This window comes from Qipengyuania aquimaris, from assembly GCF_009827445.1.
GTDB classification, from domain to species: domain Bacteria; phylum Pseudomonadota; class Alphaproteobacteria; order Sphingomonadales; family Sphingomonadaceae; genus Qipengyuania; species Qipengyuania aquimaris.
Map to the genome: position 1 here is coordinate 1,479,174 of NZ_WTYI01000001.1, position 14,993 is coordinate 1,494,166.

Annotated in this window: 10 protein-coding genes; 2 read left to right on the forward strand and 8 right to left on the reverse strand. The window is 61.3% G+C overall.

From position 1 onward, the window contains the following. Positions 1-20: 20 nt before the first annotated feature. Genes GRI34_RS07280 through GRI34_RS07290 form a run of 3 tightly spaced genes read right to left on the reverse strand, consistent with a single transcriptional unit; the run spans position 21 to position 3,423 of the window. Complete coding sequence (locus GRI34_RS07280) at positions 21-1,397, reverse strand: O-antigen ligase family protein (protein WP_160595359.1); 1,377 nt, start codon at positions 1,395-1,397, stop codon at positions 21-23. Between the two features lie 57 nt (positions 1,398-1,454). After that, a complete protein-coding gene (locus GRI34_RS07285) occupies positions 1,455-2,618 on the reverse strand; it encodes an acyl-CoA dehydrogenase family protein (protein ID WP_160595360.1) in 1,164 nt (387 codons plus the stop codon). Positions 2,619-2,661: 43 nt separating this feature from the next. Further along, positions 2,662-3,423: a crotonase/enoyl-CoA hydratase family protein gene (locus GRI34_RS07290; RefSeq protein ID WP_160595361.1), complete on the reverse strand. Its 762-nt coding sequence runs from the start codon at positions 3,421-3,423 to the stop codon at positions 2,662-2,664. A gap of 115 nt (positions 3,424-3,538) precedes the next feature. Between GRI34_RS07290 and GRI34_RS07295 the strand changes: the two genes are divergently transcribed. Further along, positions 3,539-4,807, forward strand: coding sequence for an acetyl-CoA C-acetyltransferase (locus tag GRI34_RS07295; RefSeq protein WP_160595362.1), 1,269 nt, complete (start codon positions 3,539-3,541; stop codon positions 4,805-4,807). Positions 4,808-4,816: 9 nt separating this feature from the next. Here GRI34_RS07295 and cysN read toward each other — a convergent pair whose 3' ends face one another. From cysN to GRI34_RS07320, 5 genes are all read right to left on the reverse strand, one after another. Beyond that, on the reverse strand, positions 4,817-6,724 hold the full coding sequence (cysN, locus tag GRI34_RS07300) for a sulfate adenylyltransferase subunit CysN (protein WP_160595363.1): 1,908 nt from the start codon (positions 6,722-6,724) through the stop codon (positions 4,817-4,819). Further along, positions 6,724-7,632 (reverse strand): sulfate adenylyltransferase subunit CysD, encoded by a 909-nt coding sequence (gene cysD / locus GRI34_RS07305; protein ID WP_160595364.1) that lies wholly within the window; start codon positions 7,630-7,632, stop codon positions 6,724-6,726. Before cysD ends, cysN begins: the two co-directional genes overlap by 1 nt. A gap of 147 nt (positions 7,633-7,779) precedes the next feature. Then, positions 7,780-9,183 (reverse strand): alpha-amylase family glycosyl hydrolase, encoded by a 1,404-nt coding sequence (locus GRI34_RS07310; protein ID WP_160595365.1) that lies wholly within the window; start codon positions 9,181-9,183, stop codon positions 7,780-7,782. Next, on the reverse strand, positions 9,176-10,714 hold the full coding sequence (locus tag GRI34_RS07315; protein ID WP_199800130.1) for an MFS transporter: 1,539 nt from the start codon (positions 10,712-10,714) through the stop codon (positions 9,176-9,178). Before GRI34_RS07315 ends, GRI34_RS07310 begins: the two co-directional genes overlap by 8 nt. Positions 10,715-10,814: 100 nt before the next feature. After that, positions 10,815-11,846, reverse strand: coding sequence for a LacI family DNA-binding transcriptional regulator (locus tag GRI34_RS07320; protein ID WP_160595366.1), 1,032 nt, complete (start codon positions 11,844-11,846; stop codon positions 10,815-10,817). 271 nt (positions 11,847-12,117) lie between these two features. Between GRI34_RS07320 and GRI34_RS07325 the strand changes: the two genes are divergently transcribed. After that, complete coding sequence (locus GRI34_RS07325; protein ID WP_160595367.1) at positions 12,118-14,907, forward strand: TonB-dependent receptor; 2,790 nt, start codon at positions 12,118-12,120, stop codon at positions 14,905-14,907. The last annotated feature ends 86 nt before the right edge of the window (positions 14,908-14,993 follow it).

A 14,993-nucleotide genomic window follows, 5' to 3' on the forward strand; every position in this document is an offset into this window, starting at 1 on the left:
TTCTGGAAGGATTCGACCCGTCATCTGTCCCTGTCCGCGTCCCGGTTTACCTCACGCATGTGCTGCGTGGGTGAGAGCATTCCTGCCGCCACACCCGCAAGGCAGGCTATTGCCATGTTGCGAAGGGGATAATCGACGAGCGAATGCAGCGCAATGACACCAAGGGTACCGCACGCAAAGATCTGTGGAGCACGCTCCGACGCTGCCTGTGACCAGGCGGAGAAGCCCTGACGCAGGAGCAGGTAGCCACCGGCCAAGAGCACAAACAGGGCAAGCAGTCCGGCCTCCAGGAAGAATTCGAGGAAGTCGTTATGGGCGCGGTTGATGAAGGCGGCGGTGAGGCTTTCGAAACTCTGATGCGGTGCAAATGCAACCGGGAAGGTTCCGACACCGCTTCCGACGGGGAAGAACGCGTCGATCGCCTGCAATGTATCGCGCCATAAGATGATGCGCGCATCGCCGGCGGCATCGAAACGCGTGGCTACGGCGGCCAGTCGCGGATTTCCGGCCAGGATCAGCGGAAGCGCCAGCAAGAGGATGACACCGAAGGAGGCTGCACGGCCTGCCAGCTTGAGCGCTCTCCCCTCGCCGAGCGGTTTCAGGATCACAGCATTGAGGGCAAGGACCGGCAGGATCAGCAGGACTCCCATTCGCGAACCGGTGAGGATGGCTGCAATAAGCAGGACGGCCTGACCTGCCAGAAAAACAGGCATCCGTCGCCGGAGCAGGGCCGGTGGCATCGGTTTGGATACGAAAAAGGCACTCGCGGCGAGCGAACCGATTAGGAGCACGTCGACCGCTGCATTGCGATTGGCATGGAAGGCGGTGAGCCAACCGCGGTGGCTCATCTCGTAGAGATAGAACGAAGCGCCTCCGCTGGCCAATTGCAAGGCGCCGAGCACAGCCCCTGCTACGGAAAGCAATGCGATCGAAAGGATCAGGAAACGACGGTCGCGCGACGGCAATTTCGCGGTTGCCCACATTACGGCGACGGCTGGCATAAGGGCCAGCAAACCAGCAAGGGTTCGCGCCGGGCTAATGCTCAGCGGCTGCCAGCTGTTTGCGCCATCGACCAACGAAAGCGAAGCGACTTGCAGTTCGCGGCCGGGCAATGATTGCCAGATTTGCGGCGGCAAGAGCAGCAATTGCAGTGTGGGGAGGAACAGCAGCATACTGCCAAGGAGGGCAAGCCTCTGCGGAACCGGTTGGAGGACTTCCTCTTTCCCGCGCGGGGCCCACCAGACCCAGGCGAGCAACGCCGCGACAAAGCCAAGTTGCACGATGATCTCGGCCTTTGGACTCGGCGAGCCGCCGCCGCCGAAGATCATCGCAATAGCCACGAACGCCGCCACCAGCAGGCCATGCCGCGATACTGGTCTGGCGTTTCTTCTGCGCAAGCGTCCGCTCCCCCTCAGGCTGGGCACTGCCCTAGCCTGAGCAGGGAGGGGAAGGAACTACATCGAACGGGCAATCACCATCTTCATGACTTCGTTCGAGCCGCCGAAAATGCGGGTAATACGGCTGTCGCGGTACATCCGGGCGATCGGGTAATCGTTGATGTAGCCTGCACCGCCATGGAATTGCAGGCACTTGTCGACCACCTCGCCCTGCAGTTCGGTGACCCAGTACTTGGCCATGCAGGCCGTATCGACGCTGAGTTCACGTTTGAGGTGCTTTGCAATGCAATCGTTGACGAAGACCCGTGCTGCGGTCGCCCGCGCCTTCAGGTCGGCCATGACGAATTGGGTGTTCTGGAAATCCCAGATGGTCTGGCCGAAAGCCTTGCGCGACTTGACGAATTCCATCGTCGTCTCGAGCGCTTTCTCGATCCCTGTCATGGCGCCCATGGCGATGATCAGGCGTTCCTGCGGCAGTTCGCCCATGAGCTGGTAGAAGCCCTTGCCCTCTTCACCGCCGAGCACGTTTTCAGCCGGTACGAAGACATCGTCGAAGAAAAGCTCGGAAGTATCGGCGGCGTCCATGCCGATCTTGTCCAGCTTCTTGCCGCGCTGGAAACCTTCGGCGCCTTCCGTTTCGAGCAGCATGAGCGAAATGCCCTTGGCGCGCTCGTTGGGATCGGTCTTGGCGACAACGATGATGAAATCGGCGGTCTGGCCATTGGAGATATAGGTCTTGGCGCCGTTGATCCGGTAACCGTTGCCGTCCTTCAGGGCCGTGGTTGTAATGCTCTGCAGGTCGGAGCCCACGCCCGGTTCGGTCATGGCGATTGCGCTGACGAGCTCACCGGTGACCAGTTTCGGCAGGTACTTCTTCTTCTGCTCCTCGGTGCCGTGCCGCACCAGGTACGGGAGGATCACCGTGTTGTGCAGGCTCGCGGCGAACCCTTCGACGCCGTGCTTCGCCTGCTGGTCGATGACCACCATTTCGTGGCGGAAATCGCCGCCGTGACCGCCATATTCCTCGGGGACCGAAGTGCCGAGAAGGCCCGCTTCGCCGGCCTCGTTCCAGAACCCACGCTCAACCTGGCCTTCTTCGCGCCATTTCAGGACGCGTTTCTCGGGGGCGTGCTTTTCATAGAACTTCCCGACGGCGTCGGCGAAGATCGAGATTTCCTCGTCTTCCATAAACTCGGGCGGGGGTACGTCGATGACGGGCATTTATAGGGTTCCTCTCGATTATCCTCTTGTGGGTTCGGGCCGCTTACTTGCCCTTCCAGTTCGGCTTGCGCTTTTCGGCAAAGGCGGCCGCGCCCTCGCGCGCATCTTCGGACACAAAGACAGGGCCGATCAGCTGGGCCTGCTTGTCATAGCGTTCGTCCATCGCCCAGCCGCGCGATTCCTTCATGATCTGCTTCGATACGCGAACTGCCAGCGGTCCGTTTTCCGCGATCTTGGCGGCAAGCTCCTTCGCCCCGTCGAGGGCGGAGCCATCGGTCACGCGGTTGATGAGGCCAAGCTCGTAAGCCCGTTCCGAGCCGATGAAGTCGCCCGTCAGCGCCAGTTCCATGGCCACGCGTTCGGGGATCTGGTCGGGCAGCATCATGACGCCGCCTGCCGCCGCCACGAGGCCGCGCTTCGCTTCGGGAATGCCGAATTTCGCATCCTTGTGCGCAACTACCAGGTCGCAGGCGATCATCAGTTCGAGCCCGCCTGCCAGCGCATAGCCTTCGACTGCGGCGATCAGCGGCTTCTTCGGGGGAGCCTGCACCACGCCGCCGAACCCGCGCCCTTCGATGCTGGGCGATTCGCCGCGCAGGAAGCCCTTGAGGTCCATGCCCGAACAGAAGGTGCCGCCTGCACCGGTCAGGATACCGACCCGAAGATCGTCGTCCGCATCGAGCCGGTCCATCGCCGCTGCAATCCCCTCGGCCGCGGCCTTGGTCATCGCATTCTTCGCTTCGGGACGGTTGATCGTGACGATCAGGACACCGTTGTCCACTTCGGTCAGGACTTCTTCCGACATGCTTGCTCTCTCCATTGCAAATAGAAACTGTTCTTGCGCCCTTGCTGCGGGAGGTTTACGCAAACGTCAACCGGCAAAAGCCGCAAGATTCGACAAGACGAGAGAGGAACAAGCCATGTCCGAAGCCTATATCATTGATGCCGTCCGTACCCCGCGCGGTATCGGCAAGCAGGGCAAGGGCGCTCTCGCCGCAATGCATCCCCAGCATCTTGCCGCGACCTGTCTCAAGGCCATCAAGGACCGCAACGGGCTCGACACGGCGACAGTCGACGATGTCATCTGGTCGGTCAGCACGCAGGACGGAATGCAGGCTGGCGACCTCGGTCGCATGGCCGCGCTTGATGCAGGCTTCGACATCACCTCGTCCGGCACGACGCTCGACCGCTTCTGCGGCGGCGGCATCACCAGCGTCGCCCTCGCCGCCGCACAGGTGATGAGCGGCATGGAAGATTGCGTGGTGGCAGGCGGCACCGAGATGATGAGCCTGACGGCCGCCATGTCGAAGGAAAAGATGGCTGCCGGCATGCGTCCTCCGATGATGGGCAGCTATAACGAACGCCTGATGCGCAAGCACCCGCAGAGCCACCAGGGCGTGTGCGGCGATGCCATCGCGACCATGGAAGGCTTCACCCGTGAAGAGCTGGACGAAGTCGGCTATCGCAGCCAGCAACGCGCCGCCGCAGCGATCGAAGAAGGCCGCTTCGACAAATCGGTCGTGCCGGTGCTGGACGATGACGGCAACGTGGTGCTCGACAAGGAAGAGTATCCCCGTCCGCAGACGACCAAGGAAGGCCTTGCCGAACTGGAACCGGCTTTCGCCAAGATCGCCAACGTCCCGCTCGACAAGAACGGGACTACGTTTGCCGGACTGGTGAACGCGAAATACCCTGATCTCGAAATCAAGCACTTCCACCACGCGGGCAACAGCTCGGGCGTGGTCGATGGTGCGGCAGCCGTCCTGGTCACCAGCAAGGAATATGCGCAGAAGCATGGCCTGAAGCCGCGCGCACGCATCGTCGCGACAGCCAATATGGGCGACGATCCGACGCTGATGCTCAATGCACCGGTCCCGGCCGCCAAGAAGGTGCTCGAAAAGGCGGGCCTGACCAAGGACGACATCGACCTTTACGAGATCAACGAGGCTTTCGCTGTCGTCGCTGCCAAGTTCGTACGCGACCTCGAACTCGACTGGGACAAGGTCAATGTGAACGGCGGCTCGATCGCATTGGGTCACCCCATCGGCGCCACAGGCTCCATCCTGATCGGCACGATGGTCGACGAGCTGGAACGCCAGGATAAGCGCTATGGCCTCGTCACCATGTGCGCGGCAGGCGGCATGGCGCCGGCAATCGTGATCGAACGGGTCGACGATTTCGTCGACTGATCACGGCGGTCACTTCAGCGGCAGGATCTTCGAAATCACGTAATCCGCGGCTTCCTCGGGGCTCATCGCCACGGTGTTGACGCGGATTTCTGGATCTTCCGGTTCCTCGTAGGGACTGTCGATGCCGGTGAAGTTCTTGAGCTTGCCTTCGCGCGCCTTCTTGTAGAGGCCCTTCACATCGCGTGCCTCCGCCACTTCGAGCGGGGTGTCGACGTGGATCTCGATAAACTCGCCCTCGCCCATCATGTCGCGGACCAGCTGGCGGTCGGCGCGGAACGGGCTGATGAAAGCGGTGAGCACGATCAGCCCTGCATCGGTCATTAGCTTCGCCACTTCGCCGATGCGGCGGATATTCTCGATCCGGTCGCTTTCGGTAAAGCCGAGGTCCTTGTTGAGACCGTGGCGGACATTGTCGCCATCCAGCAGGAAGGTGTGGCGGTTCATCAGCGCCAGTTTCTTCTCGACCTCGTTGGCGATGGTCGACTTGCCCGAGCCGGACAGGCCGGTGAACCATAGCACGCGGGGGCGCTGGTTCTTCATCGCGGCGTGATCGTCACGCGTAATATCGGTCGCCTGCCAGTGCACATTCTGTGCGCGGCGAAGACTGAAGTGCAGCATGCCCGCGCCAACGGTGCGATTGGTGATCTTGTCGATCAGGATGAAGCCGCCGAGCGCGCGGTTGTCGGAATAGGCCTCGAACACGATCTGCTTGTCGGTGGTGATCTCGCTCACGCCGATTGCATTGAGTTTGAGCGTCTTGGCAGCAAGATGCTGCATCGTGTTGACGTTGATCTCGTATTTCGGCTCGGCAACGGTCACGCTGACCATCTGGGTGCCGAGCTTCATCCAGTATGCGCGGCCGACGACGAGCGGATCCTCGTCCATCCAGACGATCGTGCTTTCGAACTGGTCGGCCACTTCGGGCGGGTTGTCGGCTGCGGCCAATACATCGCCGCGCGAGCAGTCGATTTCATCTTCGAGCGTGATGGTGACGGACTGGCCGGCAACGCCCTGTTCGAGTTCGCCGTCCATCGTCACGACCGATTTGACCGTGCTGGTTTTGCCCGAAGGGAGCGATCGCACCTGGTCGCCCGGTTTGACGCTGCCCGTCGATATCAGGCCGGAGAACCCGCGAAAATCGAGGTTCGGACGATTGACCCACTGCACCGGCATGCGGAACGGCTTGTCGAGGTTCGCATCGGAACGGACTTCCACCGCTTCAAGGTGATCCATTAGCGTGGGACCATCGTACCATGGGGTCTTGTCCGACCTCGTGGTGATGTTATCGCCCGCAAGGCCCGAGATCGGGATCGCAGTGAAGCTCTCGATACCGATGCTTTTGGCAAACTCTTCGTAGTCGGCGATAATCGCGTCGTATTTTTCCTGATCGTAATCGATCAGGTCCATCTTGTTCACGGCGAGGACCAGGTTCTTGATGCCGAGCTGGTGACACAAAAAGCTGTGGCGCTTGGTCTGGACCAGCACGCCCTTGCGCGCATCGATGAGAATGCAGGCAAGATCGGCGGTCGATGCACCGGTCACCATGTTGCGCGTGTACTGCTCGTGGCCCGGGCAGTCGGCGACGATGAACTTGCGGCTCTCGGTCGCAAAAAAGCGATAGGCGACGTCGATAGTGATGCCCTGCTCGCGCTCGGCGGCTAGGCCGTCGACCAGCAGCGCAAAATCGATATCCTGGCCCTGCGTCCCGACGCGCTTGCTATCGCTTTCCAGCGCCGCAAGCTGGTCCTCGAAGATCATCTTGGAATCGTAGAGCAGGCGCCCGATCAGGGTGGATTTGCCATCGTCCACGCTGCCGCAGGTGATGAAGCGCAGCATCGTCTTGTGCTGGTGCTTGTCGAGATAGGCCTCGATGTCTTCGGCAATCAGTGCGTCGGTCTTGTAGGTATCGGAGGACATCAGAAATAACCCTCCTGCTTCTTCTTCTCCATCGACGCGTCACCTGAATCCTTGTCGATCACCCGGCCCTGCCGCTCCGACGTGGTCGTCAGCAGCATCTCCTGGATGATCTCGGGCAGTGTGGCCGCCTCGCTTTCGACCGCGCCAGTCAACGGAAAACAGCCCAGCGTGCGGAAGCGGATCGAACGTTCGGTGATTTCGGGGCGTTTGCCCATGACCTTTTCAAGCCGCTCGATATCGTCCGCCATGAACAGGCCGCCTTCGTATTCGAAAGTCGGACGCTTGGCGGAATAGTAGAGCGGCACGATCTCGATATTCTCGAGATGGATATACTGCCAGATGTCGAGCTCGGTCCAGTTTGAGAGCGGGAAGACGCGGATGCTCTCGCCCTTCTTCTTGCGGGCGTTGTAGAGGTTCCACAGTTCCGGCCGCTGGCTCTTGGGATCCCAACCGTGGCTGGCCGTGCGGAAGGAAAAAATGCGCTCCTTGGCGCGGCTCTTTTCCTCATCGCGTCGCGCGCCGCCGAAGGCCGCATCGAAGCCGTATTTATCGAGCGCCTGCTTCAGCCCCTGCGTCTTCCACATGTCGGTGTGGAGCGGGCCGTGGTCGAAAGGATTGATCCCTATTTCTTCGGCTTCGGGGTTGCGATGCACGAGTAGTTCCATGCCCGCATCCTGCGCGCTGCGTTCGCGCAGTTCGTACATGTCCTTGAACTTCCATGTCGTATCGACGTGAAGCAGCGGAAAGGGCGGCGACGACGGGTAGAAAGCCTTCTTCGCCAGGTGCAGCATCACCGCGCTGTCCTTGCCGATCGAATAAAGCATGACGGGCTTGTCCGCCTCGGCCACCACTTCGCGCATGATGTGGATGCTTTCGGCTTCGAGCCGCTGGAGGTGGGTAAGGGTCATCGACAGTCGGGCCCCGGCGTCTGTATACGGTTAAACTTAGCGAGACGCCGAGATGGATGCATGCTGCTCAACCCGCAAGCGCCATTTGGTCGCAGGCGGGATAGAATGGTTTGCGCCCCGGCAACCGCAATGTGGGCCGATCAGCCCCTATTGCGTGCTTGAAAGCAGTCGAAAACCCCATGCGGGAAGCGTCACACTGTCGCCCTCGGCAAGCACCGTTTCCCCTTCTTCACGAAACCCGGTGTAGCGCCCCGCTGCGAGACCATCCGCCAGCGTCACGCTCACTTCCGACGGCGAGAAATTGAACAGACCCACGACCTTGTTGCTGTCTTCCTGCCGCGCCCAGGCAAGCACCTGCTCGGGCTTGTCTGTCACCACCTGGTGCATCCGCGCACCCCACTGACCGTTTTCGAGCGCCGGATTGGCCTTGCGAAAATCGATCAGGTCAGCGAGCAATTCGCCATACGTGCAATCCGGGTTCTGCTCCCAGTCGATCGGGTCGCGCTCGAAAAATTCGAGCCGCTTGGCATTGCACGCCTCCATTCCATTATGGATCAGGGGAAGACCTTCGCCGGTGAAGGACAGCGCAGTCATCGCCTCAAGCGCGTTGCCATAGTTCTCTTCCATCGTGCCCTCCCACGCATTGCTGTCGTGGTTCTCGATGTAGGTCATGCGCATCGCCGAGCGCGGCCACAGGCTCTCGTTTTCGGCATAATAGCCGTAGAAGCTGGTCGCATTGCCCTTGCCCTGCGCCACGTTCTTCGTCGTGTTGTGCCAGTCCCACGCATAGGTCGCGTCGAAGGCCTTGTGGTGGAACGCGGTCTGCTGGACCTCGCCGAGCATGAAGACCGGCTTGATCGCCTCGAGACGCGCACGGGCGGTCTCCCAGAAATCGAGCGGAACGTAGCCCGCCACATCGGCTCGGTAGCCATCGACGCCGAATTTGCGCACCCAATATTCCATCGCCCTGCCTACGTGCTCGCGCACACCCGGCTGCGACCAGTCGAGGTCGATGATATCGGACCAGTCCCACCATGGGGTCGGACGGAAATCGCCGTCCCATGTCTTCTCGTACCAGTCGGGATGATCGCTGCGCAGCGCATTATCCCAAGCCGTGTGATTGGCGACGAGGTCGAGGATCACCTTGAAGCCCTGTTCGTGCGCGGCATCGACGAAGGCGCGGAACTCATCCTCCGTGCCGAATTCCGGATTCACCGCGTAATAATCCTGCACCGAATAGGGGCTGCCCAGCGTGCCCTTGCGGTTCTCCTCGCCGATCGGGTGGATCGGCATGAGCCACAGGATATCGACGCCCAGCTCCTTCAGGCGCGGCAATTGTTCCTGTGCGGCGGCGAAGGTACCTTCCTCGGTGAAATGGCGGGTGTTGATCTGGTAAAGCACGGCATCGCGCGACCAGTCGGGATGCTCGATCGTGACGGTCTCTCGCGGCTCCCACGTTGCGTTGCCCGGTTCTTCAGGCGTGCCCGACATTGCGTAAGCACCACCCGCGACCAAAGCTGCTGCGGCCGCCCCAATGATGACCTTACGCATTGGCAGTCTCCCCCGGAACGGTAACCCGTAGCATGGCAAGAGCAGCCACCGTCCAGCTCGCGGCGGCGAAAAGCATCGTCCAGATCGGGTCCGCCGGGAAAAATGCGTTCATTACGCTGCCCATGACCGTTGCAACCAGCAATTGCGGCACAACGATGAAGATGTTGAATAGCCCCATGTAGATGCCGAGCTTCGCCTGCGGCAGGGTACTGGCAAGGATTGCGTAGGGCATGGCAAGGATCGAGGCCCAGGCAATTCCCTTCAATATCTCGCACACGATCAGCAGGTTCGGGTCGCGCAGGAAGAAATACCCGAGGAACCCGAGCGCCCCAAGAAGCAGGCAGGTCATGTGCGTCCGCGCCTTGCCCATACGCTTGGAAAGCAGCGGCAGGACCACCAGTGCAGCAACCGCAGCTACGCCGTTCTGGATCGTGTAGATCAGGTTCCACCAGTTCGCGCCTTCGTTATAGGCGGCGGTGGTCGGATCGGCGCTGCCGTAGAAATACTGCGAGACGATCGGGCCGGAATAGATCCACATGATGAAGAGCGAAGACCAGCTGAAGAACTGGACGACAGCCAGCTTTTTCATCGTGTCCGGCATTCCCGAGAAATCACCGACGATGCTGGACAGCATATTCGCGTGCTTGCCCTGCTTGGCCATCGAAATGCCGATGGCGCTGAGTAGCCCGTATGCAATTAGCAAGCCGCCCAGAAGCAGGATTTCCTTTTCCAGCCCAAGCGGGGAAACCGCGAGGATCACCGCTACGCCAGCAACCAGCCAAATGGCTGCCGAAGTGTAGGTTTTCGCTGCGAGGGCACGCACGGTCTGGCCTGCCTCAACTTCTCGCTCCGCCTCGAATGCGGCCATTTCCTCCGGGCTGTATTCCTTGGTCGAGACGACGGTCCAGCCGATCGCCGCGAACAGGGCGGCGGCACCGGCCCAAAAGCTCCACCTGACGGTATCAGGTATCTCGCCTGCCGGTGCGACATTGCTGACGCCGAATTGCTCGAGCAGCCATGGGAAGATAGCCGCGACTACCGCGCCCGCCCCGATAAACGCCGTCTGCACGGCATAGCCCGTGGCGTGTTGCGACTTGTCGAGCATATCGCCGACAAACGCGCGGAAGGGCTCCATCGAGATGTTGAGGCTGGCGTCGAGCACCCACAGCAAGGCCGCAGCGAACAGCAGCGGCGCACCGAAGGCAGGCGCGAGCGGCATCAGCAGCAACGACAGCGCAGCCAGGATCGCGCCGGTCATGAAATAGGGCCGCCGGCGCCCGAAACGGTTCCAGGTCTTGTCCGACAGGTGGCCGATGATCGGTTGTACGATCAGGCCGGTGAGCGGCGCGGCAACCCAAAGCGCGGGAAGATCGTCGAGCGATGCCCCGACGGTCTGGAATATCCGGCTCATATTGGAGTTCTGGAGAACGAACCCGATCTGGATGCCGAAAAAGCCGAAGCTGATATTGGCGAGCTGTCCCCAGCCCATCTGCGGCTTGCGCGTCGATAGTGGTGCGGCCGAAGTCGCCATCGTACAATCCTCTCCCCGGCCGGACTTGTTGCCCGGTCACGATGCGATGGCTCGCACGAAGTAGGCCCTTTCGCAAACACGTATACGAATACGTAGCGCGTCAGTTTTGCGTGGTGCTGCCCCTGATCACCAGCTCGCCCGGCAGCTTGCGCGGTTTGACTTCGCGCTCGTCGATCTGGGCAAGCAGGGCCTCGACTAGGGTTTCGCCTGCCCCCTTCACGTCCTGGGTTACCGTTGTCAGCGGGGGAGTGGTCAGACTGGCTGCCGGAATATCGTCGAAACCGACGACGGCAATGTCGTTGGGCACGCGCTTGCCCGCCTCTGCAATGGCCCGCATGGCTCCGATCGCGATCAGATCGCTTGCGGCAAAGATCGCATCGCACGTGCCTCCGCTGGACAGCAATGCCTTCGCAGCAGCGTAACCTGCTTCTTCGGTGGTGATAGCATCGAAGCGCGGCGGCGCAGGAAGGCCTGCATCCTCGACCACCTTGCACAGGCCTGTGTAGCGGCCGAGGAATTCGGGACAGGTTTCGTCCGCCTCGCCGAGAAACGCGATATCGCGCTTGCCGATACCGACAAGGTGTTCGCCGACCTTGCGGCCTGCATCGACATTATCAGTACCCACGGTAGCGCCACTGGAATCCAGGCTGACCGAGCCCCAGCGCGCGAAATGTGTGCCCTGTGCAACGAGCTTTTCCAGCTTGGGCGTATAAGTCGTGTAATCGCCATAGCCGAGCAGGATCAGGCCGTCCGCCCGGTGGCTGTCCTGGTATTTCACATGCCAGTCGTCTTCCATCCGCTGGAAGGAAATCAGCAGGTCCAGCCCCCTGTCGGCGCACGCCCGCGTGATCGAACCAAGCATCGCTAGGAAGAAGGGGTTGATCATGCTTTCGTCGGGCGTGGGATCCTCGAAGAAGAGCAGAGCAATGGTGTTGGAGCGCTGGGATCGGAGCGAGGACGCGTTCTTGTCGACCGTGTAATTGAGGTCGCGCGCGATCTGCTGGATTTTCTGACGGGTCTGCTCGCTCACCGAACGGTCGCCGCGCAGCGCACGGCTGACGGTCGGCTGCGAAACGCCGGCGGCATAGGCGATGTCGAAGCTGGTCGGGCGACCAGTCGGCTTGCGTCCCATCTCTCTCCTCCAGACAGGAAAACCTGCCCATCAACCGACCATAGGACCATCCGGCAAAACTGCCAATCTCCGCCGGATTTTCCCCCTTCAAGAGCTGTGACATTTCCGCATCTCAAGCCTTCGACGGCAGTATGCGTATACGTATGCTGTCTATCGCCAGCCCCCCGGCCGGACATATCCATGGTCGCATACAGGCCGGTGTTCCGCCGCCTGTGGGGTATTCGAGCCGGACCTGCCAGAAGTCAGGACGGCCATCTGGGAGAGCACAGAAATGGCATTTCGCAAGCATCTTGCCGGGACCAGCAGCGTTCCGGTTCTCGCACTGGCACTGGTCGGCGGCATGTATCCGTCGATCGCCGCTGCACAGGACACGCAGCCGGCAACCACCGTCCAGGAAGAAGAAGGCCAGCCGGTCGATGAAGCCGACGAAGAAAACGTCATCATCGTCAGCGGGTTTCGCGAAGCGCTTGCCACCGCGGTCGCCCAGAAGCGCAACAGCGACCTGATCCTCGAATCGGTGACTGCCGAAGACATCGGCAAGCTACCAGACGATTCGATTGGTGAATCGATCGCCCGCCTGCCCGGTGTGACCTCGCAACGCCTCAACGGCCGCGCCAACGTCATCGCCATTCGCGGCCTTGGCCCCGATTTCTCGCAGACGCTCCTTAACGGACGCGAGCAGACGTCGACCGGCGACAACCGCGCCGTCGAATTCGACCAGTATCCGTCCGAAGTCGTGAACCAGGTTCTCGTCTACAAGAGCCCCTCGGCCAGCCTCGTTGGCCAGGGCCTTGTTGGCACGATAGACGTGCGCACCATCCGCCCGCTCGAAACGGGCGAGCAGATCTTCGCTATCGGTGCCAAGGGTTCCTACGCCGATCTTGGCGCGCTGAACGCCGGTTCCAAGGAATTCGGCTATCGCGCCAATGCGACCTATGTCGACCAGTTCGCCGACGACACGCTCGGCATCGCGCTGTCGGCCGCCTATACGGACGAACCTTACCAGCTGCAGGAATTCAACGCCTGGGGTTATGCCGGGAATGGCGAGCCGGGCAGCCCCTTCGTCATCGGCGGCAACAAGAGCTTCGTGACTTCCACCCAGCTCACCCGCATCGGCGTCAACGGCACACTGCAATGGCAGGCTTCGCCGACGCTCATGGTCACTCTCGACGGTTTCTATTCGAACTTTGACGATGACCAGTCGAAGCGCGGTATCGAACTGCCGCTCGGCTTCGGTGCGTTCGGCACCACTTTCGACCCGAGCACCGCAACGGTCGTCGATGGTCCCTTCGGCGGGTTCGCCGAACAGGGCACTTTCGAGAACGTCGAAGGCGTGGTCCGTAACGACGTCTTCCAGCGCGAAGCCGATCTCTATTCGGGCGGTCTCAACCTCGACTACGAGGGCGACGACGGCTGGAGCGCTTTCTTCGACTTCGGTTTCTCGCGCACCGACCGCAACGAGCTGAGCATCGAAAGCTACTCGGGCACCGGCTATAACGCAGGTGTCGGCGCCACCGACACGATCCAGTTCTTCTCGGACACCGAGGGCACCAGCTTCCAGCCGACGCTCGACTACAGCGATCCCAACCAGATCGTGCTGACCGACCCGCTGGGTTGGGGCGGCAGCCGCGTCCAGGCCGGTTACTACAACAACCGCATCATCGAAGACGAACTGTTCCAGTATCGCCTCGGCGTTGCGAAGGAGCTTGAGGGCTTCATCTCCAAGGCGAATTTCGGCCTGTCTTATACCGACCGCAGCAAGAGCCTCACGCCTGACGAATTCTTCGTCATGCCCTCTGGCGGCGCGACCGAAATTCCGATCCCGAGCGGCGCCCTGCTGCGTCCGACCGACCTCGGCTATCTCGGTCTTGGCCCGATCGTCAGCTACGATGTGCGCGACCTGATCGCGGACGGAACGCTGATCCTCGAAGCGAACGACAGCAACGATATCCCGGCCAAGGCATATGGCATCACCGAAAAGCTGATGACCGCCTACCTCCAGTTCGACGTCCAGCAGGACCTCGGCTCGGGCGAACTGACCGGTAACTTCGGTGTCCAGGCCGTGAACACCGAGCAGAATTCCACTGGTGTCGCATTCGTCGATCTCGACGGGGACGGCGGTCAGGAGCGCGTCGATCTTTCGCTAGGCGACAACTACTGGGACATCCTTCCCAGCGCCAACCTGTCGCTGCGTTTCGATAGCGGATGGGTCTTCCGTCTGGCGGCCAGCCGCCAGATCCAGCGCCCGCAGCTCGACGACCTTCGCGTCGCGATCGGCTATGGTATCGTCGAGACCAATAACGGTCAAAGCCCGACGGGTCAGTACCCTTACATCGATGGCGGAGGCGGTAACCCGGTCCTGCGCCCGTATCGCGCCAACGCGGTCGACTTCAACATCGAGAAGTACTTCGCAGGCGGTGCCGGAGTGGTCGCAGCCCAGCTGTTCTACAAGGACCTGGTAAGCTACATCGACGGCGACGTTCAGGTCTTCGATTACAGCGCCTTCCCGCTTCCGGCAGGCAACCCGCCCGCCACAACGATCGGCTTGCTGCGTTCTGAAGTGAATACCGGCGGCGGCAATTTCTACGGTGCCGAACTTTCCGCGACCGTGCCGTTCGATGCCTTCGTTTCAGGCCTTCAGGGCTTCGGTGCGACCGGCGGCGTCGGCTACACCAAGACCGAGATCGAGAATGCCCAGGGCAATGTGGACCAGATCCCGGGCTATTCTAAGTGGGTGGCCAACGGCACGCTCTATTACGATCTCAACGGCTTCAGCGCTCGCGGTAGTGTGCGTTATCGCTCCGAATTCCTCGCGGACTTCACCGGCTTCGGTGGCAACATCACGCGCCGCCTGGCTCGTGCGGAAACCATCGTCGACGCCCAGATCGGTTACGAATTCCAGCCCGGTAGCGCGCTGGAAGGCCTGTCGATCTACGTCCAGGGCCAGAACCTTACGAACCAGCCCTTCGTGTCGCAATTCGATGTGCCGGAACCGCGTGCAGTGATCGACTACCAGGAATACGGTCGTCGCTTCCTCGCCGGGTTCACCTACAAGTTCTAAGGCTCCTCCGGTCGGGCGGCGGATATGCGCAAGCACTTCCACCGTCCGGCCTCCCAGCCTGCCGGGATGATTGTCCGTAGAAGGAT